At 63.9% G+C, this 21,208-nt stretch carries 20 protein-coding genes; 8 read left to right on the top strand and 12 right to left on the bottom strand.

What is annotated here, in order from left to right; all coding sequences use genetic code 11:
* Nucleotides 1-6: 6 nt before the first annotated feature.
* From IB279_RS28480 to IB279_RS28460, 5 genes are all read right to left on the bottom strand, one after another.
* Nucleotides 7-417: an NAD(P) transhydrogenase subunit alpha gene (locus IB279_RS28480; RefSeq protein WP_034786897.1), complete on the bottom strand. Its 411-nt coding sequence runs from the start codon at nucleotides 415-417 to the stop codon at nucleotides 7-9.
* Nucleotides 417-1,562, bottom strand: a complete 1,146-nt coding sequence (locus tag IB279_RS28475; RefSeq protein ID WP_192340096.1) for a Re/Si-specific NAD(P)(+) transhydrogenase subunit alpha — start codon at nucleotides 1,560-1,562, stop codon at nucleotides 417-419. The genes IB279_RS28480 and IB279_RS28475 overlap by 1 nt, the downstream gene beginning before the upstream one ends.
* 387 nt (nucleotides 1,563-1,949) lie before the next feature.
* Nucleotides 1,950-2,174, bottom strand: coding sequence for an aa3-type cytochrome c oxidase subunit IV (locus tag IB279_RS28470; protein WP_034786900.1), 225 nt, complete (start codon nucleotides 2,172-2,174; stop codon nucleotides 1,950-1,952).
* Between the two features lie 235 nt (nucleotides 2,175-2,409).
* On the bottom strand, nucleotides 2,410-3,183 hold the full coding sequence (locus tag IB279_RS28465; RefSeq protein WP_112771906.1) for a hypothetical protein: 774 nt from the start codon (nucleotides 3,181-3,183) through the stop codon (nucleotides 2,410-2,412).
* A 232-nt stretch (nucleotides 3,184-3,415) separates the two neighbouring features.
* Nucleotides 3,416-5,725 (bottom strand): bifunctional diguanylate cyclase/phosphodiesterase, encoded by a 2,310-nt coding sequence (locus IB279_RS28460; RefSeq protein ID WP_090297941.1) that lies wholly within the window; start codon nucleotides 5,723-5,725, stop codon nucleotides 3,416-3,418.
* A 429-nt stretch (nucleotides 5,726-6,154) separates the two neighbouring features.
* Here IB279_RS28460 and IB279_RS28455 point away from each other — a divergent pair, with 429 nt between their 5' ends.
* Nucleotides 6,155-6,913 carry a gamma-glutamyl-gamma-aminobutyrate hydrolase family protein gene (locus tag IB279_RS28455; RefSeq protein WP_090298089.1) on the top strand — a complete coding sequence of 253 codons (759 nt, stop codon included), beginning with the start codon at nucleotides 6,155-6,157 and terminating at the stop codon, nucleotides 6,911-6,913.
* Nucleotides 6,914-6,955: 42 nt separating this feature from the next.
* On the opposite strand, the gene IB279_RS28450 is transcribed toward IB279_RS28455, so the two are convergent.
* From IB279_RS28450 to IB279_RS28440, 3 genes are all read right to left on the bottom strand, one after another.
* Nucleotides 6,956-7,921, bottom strand: coding sequence for a 2-hydroxyacid dehydrogenase (locus IB279_RS28450; RefSeq protein WP_060530584.1), 966 nt, complete (start codon nucleotides 7,919-7,921; stop codon nucleotides 6,956-6,958).
* A 27-nt stretch (nucleotides 7,922-7,948) separates the two neighbouring features.
* Nucleotides 7,949-8,971, bottom strand: coding sequence for a LacI family DNA-binding transcriptional regulator (locus IB279_RS28445; RefSeq protein ID WP_034786913.1), 1,023 nt, complete (start codon nucleotides 8,969-8,971; stop codon nucleotides 7,949-7,951).
* Nucleotides 8,972-9,139: 168 nt separating this feature from the next.
* Nucleotides 9,140-9,637 (bottom strand): MarR family winged helix-turn-helix transcriptional regulator, encoded by a 498-nt coding sequence (locus IB279_RS28440; protein WP_034786917.1) that lies wholly within the window; start codon nucleotides 9,635-9,637, stop codon nucleotides 9,140-9,142.
* 113 nt (nucleotides 9,638-9,750) lie between these two features.
* Between IB279_RS28440 and IB279_RS28435 the strand changes: the two genes are divergently transcribed.
* From IB279_RS28435 to IB279_RS28425, 3 genes are all read left to right on the top strand, one after another.
* Nucleotides 9,751-10,542: a creatininase family protein gene (locus IB279_RS28435; RefSeq protein WP_192340094.1), complete on the top strand. Its 792-nt coding sequence runs from the start codon at nucleotides 9,751-9,753 to the stop codon at nucleotides 10,540-10,542.
* Nucleotides 10,543-10,621: 79 nt separating this feature from the next.
* Nucleotides 10,622-12,025, top strand: coding sequence for a hypothetical protein (locus tag IB279_RS28430; RefSeq protein WP_112771904.1), 1,404 nt, complete (start codon nucleotides 10,622-10,624; stop codon nucleotides 12,023-12,025).
* Between the two features lie 77 nt (nucleotides 12,026-12,102).
* Complete coding sequence (locus IB279_RS28425; protein ID WP_060517551.1) at nucleotides 12,103-12,981, top strand: glycosyltransferase family 2 protein; 879 nt, start codon at nucleotides 12,103-12,105, stop codon at nucleotides 12,979-12,981.
* Between the two features lie 15 nt (nucleotides 12,982-12,996).
* On the opposite strand, the gene IB279_RS28420 is transcribed toward IB279_RS28425, so the two are convergent.
* Nucleotides 12,997-14,088: a glycosyltransferase family 1 protein gene (locus IB279_RS28420; protein ID WP_112771903.1), complete on the bottom strand. Its 1,092-nt coding sequence runs from the start codon at nucleotides 14,086-14,088 to the stop codon at nucleotides 12,997-12,999.
* A 187-nt stretch (nucleotides 14,089-14,275) separates the two neighbouring features.
* Between IB279_RS28420 and IB279_RS28415 the strand changes: the two genes are divergently transcribed.
* The 3 genes from IB279_RS28415 to cysE are packed head-to-tail and all read left to right on the top strand — an operon-like array spanning nucleotide 14,276 to nucleotide 17,215.
* Nucleotides 14,276-15,388 (top strand): GTP-binding protein, encoded by a 1,113-nt coding sequence (locus IB279_RS28415; RefSeq protein WP_192340092.1) that lies wholly within the window; start codon nucleotides 14,276-14,278, stop codon nucleotides 15,386-15,388.
* Nucleotides 15,388-16,377, top strand: a complete 990-nt coding sequence (locus IB279_RS28410) for a WD40 repeat domain-containing protein (protein ID WP_112771901.1) — start codon at nucleotides 15,388-15,390, stop codon at nucleotides 16,375-16,377. Before IB279_RS28415 ends, IB279_RS28410 begins: the two co-directional genes overlap by 1 nt.
* Before the next feature lie 10 nt (nucleotides 16,378-16,387).
* The gene (gene cysE / locus IB279_RS28405) at nucleotides 16,388-17,215 is read left to right on the top strand and encodes a serine O-acetyltransferase (protein ID WP_192340090.1); all 828 of its coding nucleotides are present in this window, start codon (nucleotides 16,388-16,390) and stop codon (nucleotides 17,213-17,215) included.
* Between the two features lie 17 nt (nucleotides 17,216-17,232).
* On the opposite strand, the gene IB279_RS28400 is transcribed toward cysE, so the two are convergent.
* The 3 genes from IB279_RS28400 to IB279_RS28390 all read right to left on the bottom strand — a co-directional run bounded on the left by IB279_RS28400 (nucleotide 17,233) and on the right by IB279_RS28390 (nucleotide 20,300).
* On the bottom strand, nucleotides 17,233-18,417 hold the full coding sequence (locus IB279_RS28400; protein WP_060604669.1) for a ZIP family metal transporter: 1,185 nt from the start codon (nucleotides 18,415-18,417) through the stop codon (nucleotides 17,233-17,235).
* Entirely contained in the window at nucleotides 18,414-19,541 is a 1,128-nt protein-coding gene (locus tag IB279_RS28395; protein WP_112771899.1) for a multicopper oxidase domain-containing protein, read from the bottom strand. Before IB279_RS28395 ends, IB279_RS28400 begins: the two co-directional genes overlap by 4 nt.
* 312 nt (nucleotides 19,542-19,853) lie before the next feature.
* Nucleotides 19,854-20,300: a glyoxalase superfamily protein gene (locus tag IB279_RS28390; protein ID WP_112771898.1), complete on the bottom strand. Its 447-nt coding sequence runs from the start codon at nucleotides 20,298-20,300 to the stop codon at nucleotides 19,854-19,856.
* Between the two features lie 274 nt (nucleotides 20,301-20,574).
* On the opposite strand from IB279_RS28390, the gene IB279_RS28385 reads away from it, so the two are divergent.
* On the top strand, nucleotides 20,575-21,207 hold the full coding sequence (locus tag IB279_RS28385; protein WP_112771897.1) for a LysE family translocator: 633 nt from the start codon (nucleotides 20,575-20,577) through the stop codon (nucleotides 21,205-21,207).
* Nucleotide 21,208 lies beyond the last annotated feature (1 nt).

Genomic DNA, 21,208 nt, shown 5'->3' with positions numbered 1-21,208 from the left:
CCGGCCTCACTTGTCTTTTTTCTTGTACATGGCCAGCATGCGCTGGGTGACGAGGAAGCCGCCGAAGATGTTGACCGAGGCCAGCACCAGCGCAATGAAGCCAAAGCCGGTCGCCAGCCCCGAGGCGGAAATGCCGACCGCCAGCAGGGCGCCGACGACGATGACCGAGGAGATCGCGTTGGTGACCGCCATCAGCGGCGTGTGCAGCGCCGGCGTCACCGACCAGACGACGTAGTAGCCGACGAAGATCGCCAGCACGAAGATCGCCAGGCGAAAGACGAAGGGGTCGATCGCCCCGCCGGTGGCGCCATGGGCGACAGCGCCGGCCGCATCCGGCACGTATTCGGCCGCAGTGCGGACCGCTTCCACAGCCCGGTCGAGATCGGCGAGCGCCTTGTCGAGAAGTTCATTCGCCATCACTTGTCCCCCTTGCTGGCGCCGAAGTTCGGATGCACGACCTGACCGCCATGGGTGAGCGCCGTCGCCTTGACGAGCTCGTCCTCCATGTTGAGCGCGAGCGCCTTGGTCTCCTTGGAGACCATCGTCTCCAGGAAGGTGACGAGGTTCTTGGCATAAAGCCCGGAGGCGGAAGCGGCGATGCGGCCAGGCACATTGAGATGGCCGATAACCTTGACGCCTTCGACCTCGGCGACCTTGCCGGCCTCTGCCCCCTCGACGTTGCCGCCGCGCTCGACCGCAAGATCGACCGCGATCGAACCGGGCTTCATGCTCTTCAGCATCTCGCGGGTAACGAGCCGCGGCGCCGGCCGGCCGGGGATAAGCGCCGTGGTAATAACGATGTCCTGCTTGGCGATATGCTCGGCGACAAGTGCTGCCTGCTTGGCCTGATAGTCCTTGGACATTTCCTTGGCGTAGCCGCCGGCGGTCTCAGCCGCCTTGAACTCGTCGTCCTCGACGGCGATGAACTTGGCCCCGAGCGAGGCGACCTGCTCCTTGGCGGCGGGACGCACGTCGGTTGCCGAAACCACGGCCCCGAGACGGCGGGCCGTCGCGATCGCCTGCAGACCGGCAACGCCGGCGCCCATGACGAAGACCTTGGCGGCAGGAACCGTGCCGGCCGCCGTCATCATCATCGGCAGCGCCCGGTCATATTCGTAGGCCGCGTCGATGACCGCCTGATAGCCGGCGAGGTTGGCCTGGCTGGACAGCACGTCCATCGACTGCGCGCGCGTGATGCGCGGCATCAGCTCCATCGCAAAAGCGGTCAATCCGGCATTCGCCATCTCGGCGATCGCCGCCTCGTTGCCGTAGGGATCCATGATGGCGATGACGATGGCGCCGGACCTGTAGCCGGCAATCTCGACACTCGTCGGCCGACGGACCTTGAGCACGACATCCGCCGCCCTGGCGTCTGCCGTCGTGCCGATCCGGGCGCCGGACTTTTCGAACTCGGCATCCGGAATGCGCGACAGAAACCCGGCGCCCGCCTCGACGACGACGTCGAAGCCGAGACCTTTCAGTTTCTTCACAATATCCGGTGATGCGGCAACGCGACCCTCGTTCGGATCCGTTTCCTTGGCGACGAAGACGATCTCGCTCACAAGTCCCCCCTCCTGGCCGCAATCGAGCCAGGGCCGGAATGCGGGCATTCTCTCCGACTGCAAAGCGGGTGGCCTACCGGGCCGACACGCCCTCATGTGCGCGGCACACCTGTGCCCGGCGCAATCGTCTGGAGCAAGCCATCGCCTGGATGCGGGACCTTTGGCGATCCACCGGCATCGAGCCGCAATCGGGCTCTGCGGGCCTGCTGTCCACTCCTCCCTCACTCGGGTGAGGACTATCCACCTCTGCCCTACGACGGGCATCCGGGCCTCAAGCCATATGCGTCGGCACCTCCAGCCGGCGACATGCAGCTTCTTCCGGGCAAACGCCCGGTCGCCGAGGAAGCACGGTCTGCGCTCCCTCAACGGTCGGTTTGATCGCGCCGATTAGCGAAGGAAGAAGAAACCGGCGACGTTGATCAGAATGAAAAGCACGATCGAGGAGATCAGGCCCATCGTCGTGAAGAAGCCGGCAGCCATCGCGATCAGCAGGGCGACGCAGAAAAGCGTGCCGTACTTCGAGGCACTCAGGAACATGAGGTAGGTCTTCTCGTGTTCCGGATAGTCCATCGGAGCGCCCACATCGACCGGTCCAGAATGATGCTCAGCCATCGTTCAAAATTCTCCCTGAATGCCGCGGCGCCACCTTGGGGTCATCGCCGCCCCTATCGAAGCATGGCCTCGCGAAAAGCCGCGAAACCCTTATAGCTGCCCTTACACAATGCGCACGGCTGGCGCAACGAAAACCCGTTCTTTAGCCATACCTGATGGGGCGAAATGTCACGCCACACAGCAAGGTGCGGCGCGCCTTGAGGCGCCCCGAATTCGCCTGCGCAATCGAGGCCGCTTAACGGAAGACGGACGTCCGGTAGGAGCGGCCGTAGCCGGTCTGCGCCATGCGCGCGGTCGGCAGGATCGTTAGCGGCGCAAACGGCACCTCGCTGCGGTCGGCAAACATCATGCGGCGTTCGAACGGTTCGGAATCGAAGACCGGGTAGCGGTCGAGGATCGACGGCCGCTGCCCCCGCACCTGTGCCACCAGAAGCGCGCCGTCGGCATTGTAGACACCGAGGTTCTCGCGCTTGGCGACAACCGTCTCCGACGCAAAGATGCGCTTGTAGAAAGCCGCGTGGCGCGGACGGCAGGCCGTCAGGCAGCGGTCGGCAGCGAAATACTCGCACGCCATCGCGACCGGTCGCAGCGTCAGATAGGGAAGCGCCCGCATCTCGTCGCCGATCACGTCAGGATCGACCGCCAACCGGCCGGGATCGACCAGCACCATGCCGGCATCAAGGAACGCGTCGATCTCGGGAGCGAAGATCATGCCCGACGTGCTGGCGCGATGATCCGGCGTCACATGATGAACGCGCACGGTGCTGACAAGCACTTCGTCGAGATAGAGACCGAAGACATAGGCGTGACTGTCGAAATCGAGATCGTCGATCAGCGTCGAGCCGGTCAACTCCATCAGATTGACGGACTTGTAGGACTTGTAGCGCAGCCGCGCGATGTCCTCCATGTCCTCGCCGGTTTCGACCCGCCGGTATTCGACGCGATCGAGCAATTGCATCAGTTTTTCAGAAAAGCGCCCAGGCTCAGCCTGGTGAACCGTCTCACCCATACTCAACACCTCGTGGTTAACAAATCGTTAACCTATTGACGGGTGATGAGGCGGCAACCGCAAATCGAAACAGTTCACCGTTAACTTTTCGTTAACCATAAAAATTCGTGAACTTATTTGCTCGATTTGAAATCAAGCGCACCAAAGCGGGATCAATTTGGCGCACCTAATCAATGACTTGCCACCGGAAAACCAGCAGCAAAACAGGACAGTTTCAAGAAGATTTCAGGGGTTAGGCGATGCGCTTGCTGGTGGTTTTTGTGCCTCGTTTTGGCACACCATTCTTGCAAAGCGTAGCAATGGCCGAAGCCGGCATGGGCGCGGCAAAGACGAAGCCCTGTATCAGATCGGCACAATTGTGCTCGTTGATAAGTTGTAGCTGGTCCGCCGTCTCGACACCTTCGACGACGATGCGCAGGCCGAGCGCGCGGGCAAGGTTGGCGGTCCCGCGCAGAAGCTTGAAGCGCCGAGAATCCTCGCGGATGTTGCGCACGAAGGAACGGTCGATCTTGATGATGTCGACCGGCAGGGCATCGAGATAGCTGAGGCTCGAGTAGCCGGTGCCGAAATCGTCGATGGCGATGGTGATGCCCAGTCCGCGCAGTTCGCGCAGGATCGCCTGCACCTTCAGCGGCTCGTCCATCAGGCAGCTTTCCGTCACTTCCAGATGCAGCCGCGCGGCATCGAGACCGGTTCCGCGAAGTGCGTCCGTGACCATGACCACGATTTCGCTGCTGCGAAGGTCGAGCACCGACAGGTTGACCGACACCGATACGTCGCCCGGCCAGTTCATGCAGTCCCGGCACGCCTGATCGAGAACAAAGCGGGTGATTTCCGTGACCAGCCCGAGCTCTTCGGCAAGCTGGATGAATACGTTCGGCGGCACCGGCCCGCGTTCCGGATGGGTCCACCGCGCCAACGCCTCGCAGCACTCCACGCGCCCGCCGTTCGGGGCGAACATCGGCTGGTAGGAGAGCGTCAGGCAGCGGGCGTTGATCGCCTCGCGCAGGTCCGCCTTCAGCTTCTGGCGATCGACGTAGCGCGCATCCATCTCGGCCTCGAAGGCCGTGCAGCCGCCGCGGTTGCGCAGCTTTGTTTCCGAAAGCGCAAGATCCGCCTTGATCTGCAAGTCCTCGAGCTTGAGGTCGAGGCTCGAAGCGATGACGATGCCAGCGCTCATCGTCATGCTGAAGGTGAAGCCGCCGGCTTCGTAAGTGTCGCGCAGATCGGCATGAAGTCCGCGCATCCGCTCTTCGAGTGCAATAGCGTCACTGCCATCGGGAATGAACACGACGAACTCGTCGCCCATCAGCCGCGCGACGATCGCATCGTCACCGGCAAGCACCCTTAGCCGGCCGGCAATCGCATGAAGCAGTCTGTCGCCGACGATATGGCCGCGCATGTCATTGACGTGCTTGAATTCCGTTACGTCGAGAACCATCAACCCGACCAACCGTTCGGCCGTGTCGTCCGCGCTCACCGTCGCCTGCACCAGCTCCCCGAAATAGTCGCGGCTCGGCAGCTGCGTCAGCTTGTCGAACCGCACCATATGCAGGATCTGCTTTTCCGCCTGGACGCGCGCGGTCACGTCTTCAAAAATCAGCACCGTGTCGCCGTTATCGCGGCGGCTCGCCGAAAATTCCAGATGCAGCTCTTCGCTGACGGGGATCAGCACCTGCGGCCGCTTGCCCTTGAGCAGAAGGTCGAGCTGGCGCGAAATGGCCTTGGTCTTGTCCGGATCGAGCCGCATGCGCCGGGCGCCGCGCCGGATCACATCATCGAGCAGCCAGCCCTTGAGTTCGGTGCGGTCGCCGAGGGCCAGCAGTTCGCAGGCCCGCTCGTTGGCGACGACCACCCGGCCATCGGCATCAAGCATGAACAGCCCATGCGTCATGTTGTTGAGCGCCGTGTCGAACTGGCCGGCGATCGTGGCGATCTCGCGCGCTGCCATCACGTTTTCATAGAGGAAGGCGCGCACATTGTTGGCCATCATCCAGGTGGACAGGATGAAGGGCAGGATCAGCACGGCAAGCGCCAGCATGAACACGTCCTGCAGCGTGATCAGGCCGATGACGATCGGCAGGCAGGCCGAGGAAGACAAGAGGAGCACGGCCCGCTCGGAGCCGTAATTGCGACCGACGAGCGAAATCATCGACGCAAGCGTCACCGAAATGGTGGCGAGCTCGGAAAAGGAGTCCTGGCTGATGGCGATGGCGTAGCCACAGGCAATACCGCAGGTGAGCGTGACGCTGACGCCGCCGACGATGTAGCGGTTCTCCCACTTGCGGACCATCGCCCGATCAGCATTGGAGAAATCCTGCCGGTCGAACCGCGCCATGTCGAGATTGCGCAGCGCCCAGAGGACGAAGATCACACCGGAGCAGGCGAGATAGAGCGGATCACTGGTTTTCAGATAGACGAGCAGGAACGTCACGACATGCGACAGCATGCCGATCACCAGCGTTTTGCGATGTTCGTAGAGCGAGCTCACGGATGACAGATACACGTCAGTCGGAAGAGCGCTCTGTCCAAGTCGCATCATGAACCAAGCTCCGGTTTACCGGATTGTTAGGGGTGATCACTTAACGAAAGATTTCGTCTAACGCCCCGAAAAATGTACCGAATCCCAGCAAAACCACGGGTCTTCGCCGGCATCGCCCAAGAGTTCAACTCAGTAGTGCGAACCGCACGGGACAATACTCGGTTTCTACAACCAAACATAGGCATTCACACAATGAAACGGCTTGATCGCAACTTCGACAATTCTGCGACGCCCGTAGATGATCCCAAACTTGCGCCTGTGATGGTTACTCGTTCTTGAAGAAATACCTGCGATTTCCTGCCGTTTCGGATCGCTCCTCCTGTCTCGCTGCCCGGGATCGGCGCGACGATCGCGCTCACCACCTTCTCAGTTGACTTTCATCTGCAACTGAAGGCAAGGCTTTTCTCAAGCATCCAACGGAGCCTGATGATGTCGAAACCTGTCGTTGCCATCCCGTGCGATTTCCGCGAATTCGACGGCAATGTCTGGCATGTCGTTGCCCATCAATATGTCCGCGCCGCCGTCGAAGGCGCCGGCGTCATGCCCTTCCTCATCCCGGCACTCGAGACCGGCAACGACATCGACGAGATCCTCGACCGGGTCGACGGCGTGCTGGCAAGTGGCGCCCGCTCGAACGTCCATCCCTCGCTCTATGGAGCCGAGGCCAAGGAGAGCGACGGCCCCTTCGATCCCGGCCGCGACGCGACCAGCCTGCCGCTCATCACCCGCGCGCTGGAGCGCGGCGTGCCGCTTCTCGCCATCTGTCGCGGCATTCAGGAACTCAACGTCGCGCTCGGCGGCACGCTCGCATCCGAAATTCAGGACCTGCCGGGCATCTGGGATCACCGCAAGCCCGACGTGAAGGAACTCGACGTCGCCTACGGCATCCGCCAGGACGTGATCGTCAAGGAAGGAAGCTGCCTCGCGCCGGTGCTCGGCGCCGGCCGCATCCGCGTCAACTCGCTCCATCGCCAGGCGATCGGCGCTGCCGCGCCCCGTCTTGCGGTCGAAGCGGTTGCCGACGACGGCACGATCGAGGCCGTCTCGGTGATCGGCTCCAAGGCCTTTGCCGTCGGCGTGCAATGGCATCCGGAATATTGGGTGCGCACGGACACGCCGTCCGCGAGCCTGTTCAAGGCGTTCGGCGATGCGGTCAGAACCTACGCCGCCGCTCGTCTGGCCGCCTGAGCTATCTGTTTGACCTTGCGCCTGGCGCGTCGACGTCGGGCCTTAGTCCGCGCGTCGCGTGAACGGTGTTTCCGGCACGGGCGTCAGCGCTTTGCCGGTCGAGAACCACGCCACGACGTTGTCGGCGACGAGGTCGGCCATGGCGTTGCGCGTCACCACCGAGGCAGAGGCCACGTGCGGCAGGAGCGAAACATTCGGCAGCGCCACAAGCGCCTCCGGCACCTGCGGCTCGTTCTCGAAGACATCGAGACCGGCACCGGCGATCACGCCCGCCTGAAGCGCCGCGATCAAGGCCTGTTCGTCGACCGTCGAGCCGCGTCCGACATTGATCAGCACCCCATTGCCGCCAAGCGCGGCAAGCACCTCGGCATTGACCGTCCGCCGCGTCGCCTCGGTGCCGGGTACGATGACAACAAGCGTGTCGACCGCAGCTGCGAGCCCCGTCAGCGTCGAATGGTAGGCATAGGCAAGGCCTTCGCGCGGGCTGCGCGTATGGTAGGCGATCGATACGCCGAAGGCTTCGAGCCGCTTGGCAATCGCAAGACCGATGCGTCCAAGACCGTAAAGACCGACGCTTCGACCCCGCAGCGACAGCGGAGATAGCGGGAACGCGCCCTCGCGGCTCCAGCGACCTTGGCGCAGCCATTGCTCCGCCTGCGGCAATTGACGGAGCGTGTTGAGCAGCAGCCCGACCGCGGTATCGGCCACTTCTTCCGTCAGGACGTCGGGCGTGTTGCTGACGGCAATTCCCTTGGCCGCGGCATGCCCGACCTCCACCCCGTCGTAGCCGACGCCGAAATTGGCGATGATCTCAAGCTGCGGCAGGGCGTCCATCAGTGCAGCCGGCACGCGCCCGGAAACGGCGATCGCCTTGACGTCCTGCATCTGCGGCGTCACCAGCGTCGCATCGGCACCTTCGATCCGCACCACGTCGAACCGTTCCGCCAGACGATCGATCACCCGCGGATTGATTTTTCCGGGCACGAGAACGCGAATGCGGGCAGACATGGCAATTTTCCTTGCGGGTGATGGACCTCAGGCGATGACCCGCAAGGGGCCGGTCGACTGCCGGATGCGCATCTCCGGCTTGATCAGGTGAATTCCATCCGGCTCATGGCTGCCGGAGAGCTTGTCGAGTAGTGCGCGGGCAGCACTGCGGCCGACATCGGCCTGCCCATTCCAGACGGTGGTGAGCGCCGGCGTCGCGATCGACGCCTCTTCCAGGTCGTCGTAGCCGGTCACGGAGATGTCGACGCCCGGCACGAGGCCGGCGCGCGCGATGCCGTTCATCATGCCGATCGCCACGAGGTCGTTCCAACAAACGACCGCGGTCGGCTTCTGCGGCAGCGAAAGCAGGTGCACTGCGGCCTCGAAGCCGCCCTGCTTCGTGCGGGGCCCGGGAATGCGCAGTTCCGGATCGACCTCGATGTTGGCCTTGCGCAGCGCGTTGACGTAGCCCTGGTAGCGGTCGCGTCCGGTGGAGGTCTCGTCCGTGCCGCCGACCATGGCGATGCAGCGGTGGCCAAGGCCGATCAGGTGGTTGGCGGCAAGCGAGATGCCGTAGGCGTCGTCGCCGCGGAAGATCGGCACGTCCACGCCCTCGATCGAGCGGGCGATCAGGATCGCCGGCATGCCGTTGTCCTCGGCGAGCTGGATGTCCTCCAGCGGCGTGCCGATCGCCGGCGACATGATGACGCCGTCACCGCCGAGCTGCAGCAGCGTCTCGATGAAATCGCGCTGCTTGTCGACGGAATCGTAGTGATTGGAAAGAATGAAGGTCTGCTTGTCGCGGTCGAGTTCGGCCTCGATCGCCTTCAGGATTTCCCCGTAGAACGGGTTCATGATGTCGTGCACGACGACGCCGATGATGCCCGATCGCGATGTCCTGAGACTGGCGGCGCGGCGGTTGTAGATATAGCCGAGCGCGCGCGCCTGTTCCTTGATCTTGTCGCGGGTGACGGTCGCCACCAGCGGGCTGTCACGCAGGGCCAGGGATACCGTCGCCGTCGAAAGACCGAGTGTTTCCGCGATCGTCGAAAGCTTGACCTTTTGCGCCACGATGCCCCCTGTAAGCCCTGTTTCGCCCCATCCGCACGAACCCCAGCCAGGAGCGGTGCGTCAAACGTTCGGCATCCTTCGCGCGCCTGTGAGACGGCGCGCGTGCCATAAATTTAAATCCCTATTTAAACTGTTTAAATCGCCGCGGCAATATGCGGCAAATCAGGTTCAATCGGCCGCGCGCGCAGCCTGGAGATTGCTGTCAACGGCGCGCAGCAGCTTCATCAGCGTGCGAACCTGCTTGTCGGTCAGACCACGGGTCGCGAGCTTTTCAGAATGCTGTCCGGCCTCGGCGATCGTCTGCAGCCGGTTGCGGCCGGGCTCGGTGAGATAGACCTTGGTGAGCCGGGCATCATCGTCGTCCGGACGCCGCTCGAGAAAGCCCTGCGCTTCCATGCGGCCGATCGTGCGGGTCATGGTCGGCGCCTTGACGCCGAGCTTGACCGCGAGCCCGCCGGCCGTCAGACCGTCGGTCTCGGCCAGCGCCAGCATGACGCCATCCTGTCCGGCATAGAGGCCGCTTTCGAGCAGATTGCGGGAGAGCACGGTGCGCATCGACCGCGCAGCCTGGACAAGGACGGCGGCAAGATCGTGAGGCTCGATCAGGAGCTCGTCCTTCTTCTTGCCGTTCTTGCCCTTCTTTTCGGCCTTGTTCTTCTTGCCCATTGGACCTCCTGCCGAATCCCGTCTCGAACACTTATAACAATACAGCTTGCGATTACGAACTGTATGACTCAAATAACAATTTTACGACAATTGACGTGGAGGATCGAAGAGAAATGTCGATGCCCGAGCCGCGATGGCAGGACAATCCGGCCGATCTTCCGCCTGACGCCCGCCGCGACTGGATCGCGGTGCTGCCGCTCGGCGCGCATGAGCAGCACGGACCTCACCTGCCCTTCGAAACCGACACGCTGATTGCCGAGGGGATCGTCTCCCGCACCATCGCCGCGCTTCCCGCCGATCTGCCTGTAACCTTCCTGCCGGCCGAGCCGGTCGGCTACTCGATCGAGCACATGGATGTCGCTGGCAGCCGCACGCTTGGCTACGGCGAGGCGGTCGAGCGCTGGCTCGGCATCGCCGGGGATCTCCATGGCCTTGGTATTCGCAAGCTCGTGATGCTGAACGCCCACGGCGGCAATTCGCCGTTGATGACGATCGTCGCGACCGAAGCGCGCGTGCGCTTGAACATGCTGGCGGTCGCAACCAGCTGGACCCGCTTCGGCCAGCCGGACGGCTGGATCGCGCCAGAAGACAAGGCCTTCGACATTCACGGCGGCGATATCGAGACTTCGGTGATGCTGGCGCTGCATCCCGACAAGGTGGACACGACAAAAACGTCCGATTTCCCCTCGCGTCAGCGCGACTTTGCCGGTCGCTTCAAGCATCTGCGTGCCTACGGCCCGCATGCCTTCGGCTGGAAGATGCGCGACCTCAACGCCGATGGCGTTGCCGGCAACGCGTCAGCCGCAACGGCTGCGCGCGGCGAGGCGCTGCTTGCCCATGCCGTCAAAGGCCTTGTCGAACTGCTCGAAGACGTCAGGAATTTCGACCCGTCTGAACTCGCCTGACGCGTGAACCGACGCCCGGCAAACACTTTCTTTGCGGTTTTGCGCTATCAAGGACGTCCGTTGGAAGAGCAGAGAACCCATGGCGAAGATCATAGCGCTCGGCGCCTATTTTTATCAGGCCGTCATCGCCTTCGGCCTGCTGATCATCGTCGCCCATTGGCTGGCGCCTGCGGACTACGCCAGCTATTCGCTGTTCGTCTCGATCTGCCAATTCGCAGCGATCGCCGCTTTCGAATGGGTGCGCTTCGCCTGCACCCGCTTCTATCCGGGGCCGGACGCTGACAGCGAGGCGGCTGAGCGGCGCACGATCCTCGTTGAAGCGACGGTCTGCGCAGCACTCTGCCTGGCCGCAGCCTCGATAGCCGTGTTCTTCGGCGTGCCGCCGGTCGTCGCCCTTGTCGGCGGTCTGGTGTCGATCGCGCAAGGGGGCAGCGACCTGCATCTGACGATGCTGCGGTTTCGTCAGGACTTTCGCGCCTTTTCCGTGTTGCAGGGATCACGCGCCACAATTCTGGCAGTCGGCACGCTCGCCGGGGCATTGGCCTCGCCCACCTTACTCTCAACGGTCACGGGGCTTCTGGCCGGCTACGCTGCCTACGGCCTGCTCGCCTCGGTTCTTTCCCGCAGCCCGGCAGCGCGACCGACCGTTGCACTGGAGACTGCGCGCTTCCGCAAGCACCTCGTCTATGGCAGCGTTTCGGCCGGCGCTGCAACGGCCGCCATGTTCGCGCCGCTCGCCCTCAAGACGCTGCTGACATCCGTTCTCGGAGCGACGGGTGCCGCCGGCGCGCTGTTGGCGCTCGACCTTTTGCAGCGGCCCTTCGTGCTCATCGTTTCGGCGCTTCAGGCGATCCAGTACCCCGAAATCGTCGCCGCCCACGACCGGACCGACAACCGCGCGGACCTCGCCCGGACGCTCGGGCAATACTATGCCCTGCTTGCCAGCTTCGCGCTGATGATGGCGGCCGGCATCTTTGCAGTGCTCCTGCCGGTCACGTGGGTCGTCATCAGCCCGGACCTGCAGCAGGGGTTCCTCGCCACGGCGCCCGCGATCATCCTCATTTCGCTTGCCCGCACGCTGACGCAGATCATGTTGCCGACGCCGCTGCACCTGAAGCAGCGTCTTGCGCTGATCCTTCTGCTCGCCGTCATCGACTGCCTGCTGCTGAACCTCGGGGCGCTCGCGGCGCTGGTTGTCGCAGGCCCGAGCGATACGGCGCTTGCGACCGGTGGTGCGATCGGCGCGGTCCTTGCGACCGCCTTCGGTCTGCGCCTGATGGCGGTGCTTCCCTTCGACCTCCCCTGGTCGCCGGTGCTTCTTGCCGCCGCAGGGCTCGCCACGGCCGGCTTCGCCTTCGCGCTCGCCGGCGAAACCAGCTATCTCGCGATCGGCGCCGGCATCCTCGGGGGCGGCGTCCTGTGCCTGCTCGCACTCAACCAATTGCGGCTGATGATGCGGGCTCCGAAGCTTGCCGCCCCATAGGGCTGGAAGCAATTGCGCTAAGAAAAACTGCACGAATTTCCGGTTAGATCGCCGCCGAAACGTTCGGAGAGTCCGCCATGAACATCGTCGTCGGCATAGCGACCGCAGGCCGCCGCGAAGTCCTTTCGGAGACCCTGCTGCATCTGACGCGGCAGACCCGCTTGCCGGACTCCATCCTGGTCTGCCCGAGCGCGCCCGAGGACATCGACGAAAACCGCCTCAGTGCCCTCGCAGTCGACGTCCGCGTCGTTAAGGGCAGCAAAGGCTCGAGCGCGCAGCGCAATGCGATCCTCGACCACGCGACGACCGCCGACCTGATCGTCTTCTTCGACGACGACTTCCTGCCACACCACGACTTTCTCGCAGAGTCCGAGCGATTGTTTGCGCGCGAGGCGGATATCGTCGTTGCAACCGGCCTGGTTCTGGCAGACGGCATTCACGGACCCGGCATTTCGGTGGCCGATGCGAAGGCGATCCTCGATGGCGACGCCGGTCCCGCGCCCGAGGATCAAATCACACCCGCCTTCAATGCCTACGGCTGCAACATGGCCTTCCGTGTTGCGGCGATCGCCGTCGAGCACACCCGCTTCGACGAGCGCCTGCCGCTCTACGGCTGGCAGGAGGACGTCGATTTCTGCCGGCGACTTGCGTCACGCGGGCGCATCGTCAAGTCGCCGAGATTGCGCGGCGTCCATCTCGGCAACAAGCGCGGCCGCACCTCGGGTTTGCGTTTCGGCTACTCGCAGGTCGCCAATCCGCTCTATCTGCGCAACAAGGGCACGGTCGGCCTCAAATGGGCGCTGCGTCTGATGGGGGGCAACGTCGCTGCCAACATCCTCGGCAGCGTCAGGTCGCAAGGCCTGGTCGACCGCCGCGGTCGGCTGAAGGGCAACGTCATCGCCGTCTTGGATATGCTGCGCGGACGGTTGGACCCGATGCGCGTGCTCGACCTCTAACGCCCTCCGCGGCCATCAAGCCCGGCTGGCAGCCAGCATGTTGAGCAGCAGAACCGCGCTTCCATCCCAGGAAAAGCGCTTGGCATTGTCGTAACCGGCATGCGTCAACTCACGGCGCAAAGTCGCGTCGGCCGAAATCATCCGCATTGCCGCGACCAGCGTTTCCGTCTTCAACGGATCGAAGTAGCGCACCGCATCGCCGCAGGCCTCGCGCACCGGTGGAATGTCGGCGGCAAGCACGGGGCAGCCTTGCGTCATCGCCTCCAGCGGCGGGATGCCGAAACCTTCGTAAAGGCTCGGAAAGACGAAGGCGACGGCGTGGCGCTGCAGCCCGGCGATCTCCGCGTCGGTCAGACGTCCGGGAAAGATCAGATTGCCCTTCGACGTCGGCGCGATCGCGCGAAACACGTTGGGATCGGTGCCGCCCACCACGACCAGGTTGTGGTCACCGGCACCCAAGGCCTCGAAGGCGCGCACGGCAAACTCGACATTCTTGTTGGGCTTCAGCGTGCCGACCAGAAGGAAGAAGGGCGTATCGGTCAGCCCGAGCCGCGCGATGACACCGTCGTCCGGCTGAAGGCCGGCGAAGTGATCGGTCGCATTGTAGATCACATCGATACCGGCCGAAGGCACGCGGAAGACGTCGGCTAGTTCCTTGCGCGAGAAGTTCGAGACCGTGCCGATCTTGGCCCTCCGCGTGAGAAGATAGCCGAGCGTTCCGTGGAACAGCCGGTATCCGCGCCCGAACGAGGCGGGATGGCGAAAGAGCGTGACATCGTGGATCACTACCGCCTGGTCGCCATGCAGCACCGGACCGCTGCCGCCGAAGCCGATGAGCGTGTCGCGGCGTGACCGCCAGAAGAGTGGCCCCTGCTCCCACAGATGGCCCGGGCCGGAGCCGAAGCGCTCCACCGAAATCGCCTTGAGGCCGAGATCGTCGACAGCCTTGCCGGGAGCAAGGAGCCGCCAGCGCACGCCCTTCAGCGCATGCGGCACCGCACCCGAAGCGATGCGCTGATCGAGCGCCCGGGTCATCTCGCGGGCGAAGCGCTGCACGCCCGTAAGCGGCTGCGTCAGGAACCGGCCGTTGATGGAAATCGTCTTCACGTGCGCACCCCTTCGATGTGCCGCGCACTCTCGCCGATCTTGATGAAAGGAGGGTTATCGGGATCGCAGCGATCAACGCCGCCCGACCGGCAAAATCGCCTGCGCCATTTGCGCATCGCCGCCGCATCTCCTATATGAGACGCGACTAGGATGCCTGCTCCCGCATCCGGAAATCCCAGAGGTTCCCATGACCGAAACATCCCCGCAGAAGCCGATCCCCGTCACCGTGCTCACCGGCTATCTCGGCGCCGGCAAGACGACGCTTTTGAACCGCATCCTCAGCGAGAACCATGGCCGCAAATACGCGGTCATCGTCAACGAGTTCGGCGAGATCGGCATCGACAACGACCTGATCGTGGAATCCGACGAGGAAATCTACGAGATGAACAACGGCTGCGTCTGCTGCACCGTGCGCGGCGACCTGATCCGCGTGGTGGAAGGCCTGATGCGCCGCCCCGGCCGCTTCGATGCGATCATCGTCGAGACCACGGGCCTTGCCGACCCGGTCCCGGTCGCCCAGACCTTCTTCATGGACGACGACGTGCGCGCCAAGACCGAGCTTGACGCCGTCGTCGCGCTGGTCGACGCCAAGCACCTGCCGCTCCGGCTGAAGGACAGCCGCGAGGCCGAAGACCAGATCGCCTTCGCCGATGTCGTTCTGCTCAACAAGACCGACCTCGTCACGCCCGAGGAACTGGAGCGCATCGAGGCGACCGTGCGCGTCATCAATCCGTCGGCCCGCATCTATCGCACCCAGCGCTCCGAGATCGATCTCGCCAAGGTCCTCGACCAGGGCGCCTTCAATCTCGAAAAGGCGCTGGAAAACGATCCGCACTTCCTCGACCAGGACGATCACGAACACGATCACACCTGCGGTCCGGATTGCGGCCACGATCATCACCATCACCACCATGATCACCACCATGATCACCATCATGATCATGACCACGATCACGACCATCATCACCACCACGATGCCCCCTCGCCGATCCACGACGTGACGGTGCAGTCGATCTCGCTGCGCGGCGGCGAGATGAACCCGGATCGCTTCTTCCCCTGGATCCAGAAGATCACCCAGACGGACGGCCCGAACATCCTGCGCCTGAAGGGCATCATCGCCTTTGCTGGCGACGCCGAGCGTTACGTCGTTCAGGGCGTGCACATGATCATCGAGGGCGATCACCAGCGTGCGTGGAAGGAAGGCGAAAAGCGCGAAAGCCGCCTCGTCTTCATCGGCCGTGACCTCGACCGCGAAAAGCTCGAGCGCACCTTCAAGGCCTGCGAGGCTCAGCCGAACTGATGCCGACTGTCGCTCCCCTCGATCTCGAAGGTCACGTCGTCGGCGTGGCCTTTCTCAAAGGCGTCCCCTTCTTCGCCGAAGCCACCGGCGCCATCCACCGCCTCGACCTCGGCCACAAGACGACGGAGGTCCACGAAGGCCTGCTATCGCTCGTGGTCGACGAAGCCACCGATACGCTGCTGACCGGCGGCGAAGATGGCAAGGTCATGCGCACGGCCGCCGACGGTACCACGGCGCTGGTCGCCGAAGCGCCGCGCAAGTGGATCGCCCAGGTTGCCGCCGGCCCGCAAGGTGCCGTTGGCTATGCCTATGGCAAGACCACGCACGTGAAGCTTGCCGACGGCACGACGAGGGAATTCGCCGAGCAACGCACGGTCGAAGGCCTCGCCTTCGCGCCGAAAGGCCTTCGCGTCGCCGCAGCGCGCTACAACGGCGTGTCGTTGCATTGGGTCGGCACATCGGGCCAGCCGATCGACCTCGAATGGAAGGGAGCCCACACCGGCGTCACCTTCTCGCCCGACGGCCGCTTCCTCGTCACCACGATGCAGGAAAACGCGCTGCACGGCTGGAAGCTCGACGCCAAGCCCGGCGCCGAAGCGCGCCACATGCGCATGACCGGCTATCCGGCCAAGGTGAAGTCCTTTTCCTGGTCGGCCAAGGGCAAGTGGCTCGCATCCTCGGGCGCGCCAGCTGCCATCGTATGGCCCTTCCAGGGCAAGGACGGCCCGATGGGCAAGGCGCCGCTCGAACTCGGCACCCGCGCCGACATCATGGTGACCTCCGTCTGCTGCCATCCGGCTGAAGATATCGTCGCCATCGGCTATCAGGACGGCATGATCCTCGGCGCACGCTTTGCCGACAGCAAGGAAGTGCTGCTGCGCCGTCCCGGCAAGGGCGCAATCACCGCCATGGCGTGGAACAAGGATGGCCGGCAGCTGGCCTTCGGCTCGGCCGAGGGCGACTGCGGCGTCGTCGATATCGCGGGATAAACGGTGGCGCATGACCGCATTGATTGAGACGCTACAGTACGAAGGCTCGCTTGCGGCACCGCTCGCCGATGGCGCGGTCTGGAGCCTGATCCGGGCGGAAGCGCGCGCGCTTGCCGCACGTGAACCGGTCATGGCGCCCGCCCTGATGCCGATCATCGATGCCGGATCGGATGCCGAATTGCTGGCCGGCGTGCTCGCAGCCGGCTTGGCCGTCGCGCGCGTCGACGAAAGCTCGCTTGCGCAGCTGCTCGCCGACGTCTTCAAGGCAAACCCTCAGATCCTGCTGGCGACCGAAGCCGATCTTCAGGCGGTGAAAGAGCGTGACCCGGCCTGCCCGGGCCTCAAGCATGTGCTGGTGAACCTCAAGGGCTTTCAGGCACTGCAGACCTACCGCGCTGCTCACCAGCTCTGGGTCGACGGCCGCCGTGAAGTCGCGAGCTGGCTTTCGAACCTCGCCTCGCTCGTCTTCGGACCTGACATTCATCCGGCCGCCTGCATCGGCAAGGCTGTCATGCTCGACCATGGCTCCGGCATCGTCATCGGAGAAACCTCGGTCATCGAAGATCAGGTCTCGATCCTGCAGAACGTCACGCTCGGCGGTACCGGCAAGGAAACCGGAGACCGCCACCCGAAGATCGGCCGCGGCGTGATGCTCGGCGCCGGCGCCAAGATCCTCGGCAATATCGAGGTCGGCGCCTATAGCAAGGTCGCCGCCGGCAGTGTCGTCCTCAAGACCGTTCCGCCGCGCACCACCGTCGCGGGCGTGCCGGCAACCGTCGTGCGCATCCATCGCGTCGATGAAATTCCGGCAGCGGAGATGGACCAGACGATCGTCTGATCCCATCCTGTTGCCCGTCAGATCTTCACCAGCGCGGCGGTGGCATACATGAATGCCGCACCGGCTGCGAGGCCGGCCAGAACCGGCGGCGTCAGGAACACGTCGCTCCTGCGCTCGCTCTGACGCATCAGATAGGCGCCGACTTCGACGATCACCTGCAGGATCGCGCCCGCCCCGATCGCCAGCGCCAAGGCGGACCATTGCGCCGAGGCGGCAAGGCTCCCGAGCCACATGCCGATGACGGCCGGGCTGCCCGCCAGCAGCGTCAAACCGACGAAGACCGAGAACGGCGGCCTCTTCTTCAGGATCGGCGCGGCGATGCCGATGCCTTCTGTGACATTGTGGAGCGCAAAGCCGAGCACGAGGAAGGTGCCGAGCCCGGCCGAGCCGGCCGCAAAGGCGGCCCCGATCGCCAGCCCCTCGCCAAGATTGTGCAGGCCGATGCCGAGCGCGATGTAGGTGGAGAGCGCCAGCCCGGTCGGCGCACCGCTTCGCCGGCCGATTGCCATCAGCAGGAGGAAACTGCTTAAAGCCGCCAGCACCACCATGACTGGCCCCTGGAAGATCGCCGCGGCTTCGCCGGCAAGCTCGAGCGCCTCGCCACTCGCATCGACCAGCAGGAAGCCGAGCAGGCCGATCGTCAGCGACAGCAGAAAGGCCATGCCCTCGCGCCCAACACCACGCAGCACCGGATAGAACATCAGCCCGACGGCCACGGGCACGATGCCGACTATGATGCCGACCAGGGCTTGCAGCCGCAATTGGCCCGTCGTCGCCTGGGGCGTCGGCACGGCAACCGCAATGTCATGCGCAAAGGTGGCGCCGGTGTTGGTCACCACCTTCACGGCATGCGCCTCACCGAGCATCCAGGGAAATGGCAGTTTCAGCCATGCGGCCCCACCGCGTGCGATCGGCCCCGGCGGGTCCTGGGCGAATTGCCAATAGGCGTCGTCCACCTGGACCTGCGCCACCGTCATCGGTTCCGATCCGCCGGCGCGAACAAGCAGACTGAGACCACTATCGTCGAGAACGGTTCTTTCGAAGGTGAGGTTTTCGACCGGCGGCGCACCGTTGCGGAAGCCCGACAACGGATCGGTCGATACGAGCCAGGCAACGGCGATGCCAAAGACGATAAGAGGCAACGCCAGCCACACCAGGTTGGTCTTTGCCGCGCGAATGGCAGCTCTTGGCATCTCGTTCATGCGAGCGCCTCCACCACGTCGAACATGCCGACCCAACCAAGCTCAGTGAACTCGGTCTGGTGCGGGTGGAACATGTAGAGGCCGGGTTCGTGCTCAGCGAAGGTGAATTCGAGGATGCCGCGCTGCGCCTGACACTGGGTGATGAGATCGACGGTTTTCAAGGTCGGCGTCAACGTCGTGCCCTGGTCGTAATAGTCGAAGAAATTGGCGTGCAGGTGGAAGGAGTTGATCGGGTCGAACTCGATGACGTTAATGAGATAGATGCGCACCGGCCTGCCCTTCACGATCCGGATTGGCCGTTTCATGAAGGCGTGCGCGATAGTGTTGACCGCATAGAATTCGTTCTCGGCATCGAAATTGGTGTCGAAGGCGTTCATCACCATCACCAGTTCCTGCCAGCCGGCATTCTCTGGTGTGCCGAGCAACCTGGAGCGGGCGACCTCCACATGCTCCGGCCGGCGCTCCGGGTCGGGATCGATCACGAAGGCGCCGTACATGCCCTTGTGGATGTGCCGGCGCAACGGCATCGCATGGCAGTGGTAGAGATGGCAGCCGAAGGGCTTGGCATCGAACTCATAGATAAATTCGTCACCCGGATCGACCATGCCGGCCCCAGGAACGCCGTCCATGCGCGCCGCGTGAATACCGTGGAAATGGATCGAGTGCGGATGCGAAGCATAGTTGCGAAAGACGATCCGCAGCCGCTCGCCTTCTTTGGCCCGCAGCGCCGGCCCCGGCACGCGGCCGTTATAGGTCCAGGCGGGAAATTTGATGCCGGGCGCGATTTCGATCTCGCGGTCCTCCGCCGTCATCTCGAAGGTGCGCAGCGTCCGTCCGTCCGGCAGCGTCGAAACCGTACCCGTGTCCCAATCTGTGAGCATCTCCGTCGGGTCGAAGCCGTTGACGGCGCTATCGACCTCGCCGACCGTCATCATCGCGCCATGCCCCATGGCCGGCATCGGCTCCTGTCCCGCCGCTCCCGATGGCGCGGCATGACCGACATGGCTCGCCTGTTGTTGACCCAAGGCGGCGCTGGTGCAGATCGCCGTTCCGCCCGCTGCCGCCAGCCCGCCCATCAGCAGACTGCGCCTTCGCAGCAGGTCCGGTCTTGTCGGCTTGTCCATATTCGCCCCTCTCCCTCATTGGGTAACACGCACCGCACCGCGCCTGACTGGGCGCCAGCAACGTACCACATGCTTCTGCAAATCATTTGCAATAACATAAATAATGCAAATGCATCCCATTCGCAACTGACTTGGGAAGCGTGATGTCCGAAGGGGCCGGCAGGACCGCGCGCGCAGCACGGCGCGCCCGTCATCATCCCGGAAACCAAAACGTCCCCGGAAGGCGCTGGCCTCGGGGACGTTGGGTTGAACTTCGGCGCCGGACCGGAAACGGACATGTCCGCATGGCTCTCGGCAGGCGGTGGTCGCGCCTCACCATTCAAGTTCGAGTTGCGGGATCCCGTTGGAGGTTTTTTCGACCGTACGGCCACTCTCGTCCACCGTCGCGGTAACCCGCTGGCGGAAGGCCGAGAAGCTCTCGAAGGTGACGACGTCGACCGGCTGGTCGAATTTCATCGTCAGACGATAGCGTCCCGGCTGCGCCGCGATCGCCTGGACGCCCAGGATCTCGCCTTCGAAGGCCTGGCCGAGATAGCGCCCCTTCACGCGGGACCCGAGCATCCAGGGATTGAAGGGCGGCCGGTTGCCGGCGGCGGCATGCAGCGTGTTCCAGTCGCGATAGCCGTACTGGGCGGCGATCAGTTCGAGCGAGCGGGAATGGCCGATGGTTTCGCCTTCGGATGCGAGGCGGATGCGCAGACGCTTGGCCTGGTCTTTCAGGGCGTCGAGCGAGGGAAGCGGGATTGATCCGCGCGTCATGAGAAGGTCTCCTGCAGCGGCATGCATTCCTTGAAGATGGGAGCCCGCATTGCCACCGGTTCGCATGCCGTTTCGGCTGACCGTGTCTCAAAAGAAGGACTTCACCAAAGCATGACGCTCGCGGACGGCAGGGACCTTCACCCTGCCGCTTCCATAGGGGATGCCGCCTCGACTGTCAAACCAGGCCCGGAAATGCGGCTGCGACCCCGCGAAAGACGATTGCGCACGCGCAAAAGCTGTGGGACGACTGAAGGAGACGACGAGGGAGGAACTCATGACCGAAATGACGATACTCGCATTCGCGCTGGTTGCCTTCATCGGCATCGCGACACCGGGCCCGACGGTCCTCCTCGCACTCACCAACGGATCGCGCTACGGGGTGCGGCGCGCAACCGCGGGCATGATTGGCGCCGTGCTCTCCGATTTCGTGCTGATCGGCGCGGTCGCGCTTGGCCTCGGTGCGCTGCTGGCGGCCTCCGAATTCTGGTTTACCGTCGTCAAATGGCTGGGCGCGGGCTATCTGGCCTTTCTCGGCATCATGCTGTTGCGGTCGAAAGGGACGATTCAGGTGGCAAACGAAGCCGGCGGCGCGGCTCCCGTTTCCTCTGCCGCGATTTTCCTCAAAAGCTTCCTGGTCGCTGTCACCAATCCCAAGGGTTATCTGTTCTTCACCGCCTTCCTGCCGCAGTTCATCGATCCGGCGGCACCACAGGCGTCGCAATACGCCATGCTTGCGCTCGTCTTCGCAGCCGTCGATTTCACCGTGATGTTCGGCTATGCGCTGCTCGGCGCGAAGGCTGCAGCTTTCCTCAAGCGTTCCGGCGCCGTCTGGCTCGACCGCCTCTGCGGCGGCGCGTTGCTGGCGCTCGCCGGCTCGCTCGCCCTCTATCGCCGCGCCACCGCCTGAA

Source organism: Ensifer sp. ENS06 (assembly GCF_014852205.1).
Taxonomy (GTDB): Bacteria; Pseudomonadota; Alphaproteobacteria; order Rhizobiales; family Rhizobiaceae; genus Ensifer; species Ensifer adhaerens.
The sequence above is the reverse complement of the archived record's forward strand: the minus strand, read 5'-3'. Positions and strand labels throughout refer to the sequence as shown.

Coding starts and splice junctions, on each gene's coding strand:
- IB279_RS28410 (WP_112771901.1), top strand. CDS start 15,388: ATGCCGACTGTCGCTCCCCTCGATCTCGAAGGTCACGTCGTCGGCGTG.
- IB279_RS28385 (WP_112771897.1), top strand. CDS start 20,575: ATGACCGAAATGACGATACTCGCATTCGCGCTGGTTGCCTTCATCGGC.
- IB279_RS28415 (WP_192340092.1), top strand. CDS start 14,276: ATGACCGAAACATCCCCGCAGAAGCCGATCCCCGTCACCGTGCTCACC.
- IB279_RS28455 (WP_090298089.1), top strand. CDS start 6,155: ATGTCGAAACCTGTCGTTGCCATCCCGTGCGATTTCCGCGAATTCGAC.
- IB279_RS28470 (WP_034786900.1), bottom strand. CDS start 2,174: ATGGCTGAGCATCATTCTGGACCGGTCGATGTGGGCGCTCCGATGGAC.
- IB279_RS28465 (WP_112771906.1), bottom strand. CDS start 3,183: ATGGGTGAGACGGTTCACCAGGCTGAGCCTGGGCGCTTTTCTGAAAAA.
- IB279_RS28400 (WP_060604669.1), bottom strand. CDS start 18,417: ATGAACGAGATGCCAAGAGCTGCCATTCGCGCGGCAAAGACCAACCTG.
- IB279_RS28440 (WP_034786917.1), bottom strand. CDS start 9,637: ATGGGCAAGAAGAACAAGGCCGAAAAGAAGGGCAAGAACGGCAAGAAG.
- IB279_RS28460 (WP_090297941.1), bottom strand. CDS start 5,725: ATGATGCGACTTGGACAGAGCGCTCTTCCGACTGACGTGTATCTGTCA.
- IB279_RS28395 (WP_112771899.1), bottom strand. CDS start 19,541: ATGGACAAGCCGACAAGACCGGACCTGCTGCGAAGGCGCAGTCTGCTG.
- IB279_RS28425 (WP_060517551.1), top strand. CDS start 12,103: ATGAACATCGTCGTCGGCATAGCGACCGCAGGCCGCCGCGAAGTCCTT.
- cysE (WP_192340090.1), top strand. CDS start 16,388: ATGACCGCATTGATTGAGACGCTACAGTACGAAGGCTCGCTTGCGGCA.
- IB279_RS28390 (WP_112771898.1), bottom strand. CDS start 20,300: ATGACGCGCGGATCAATCCCGCTTCCCTCGCTCGACGCCCTGAAAGAC.
- IB279_RS28430 (WP_112771904.1), top strand. CDS start 10,622: ATGGCGAAGATCATAGCGCTCGGCGCCTATTTTTATCAGGCCGTCATC.
- IB279_RS28435 (WP_192340094.1), top strand. CDS start 9,751: ATGTCGATGCCCGAGCCGCGATGGCAGGACAATCCGGCCGATCTTCCG.
- IB279_RS28480 (WP_034786897.1), bottom strand. CDS start 417: ATGGCGAATGAACTTCTCGACAAGGCGCTCGCCGATCTCGACCGGGCT.
- IB279_RS28450 (WP_060530584.1), bottom strand. CDS start 7,921: ATGTCTGCCCGCATTCGCGTTCTCGTGCCCGGAAAAATCAATCCGCGG.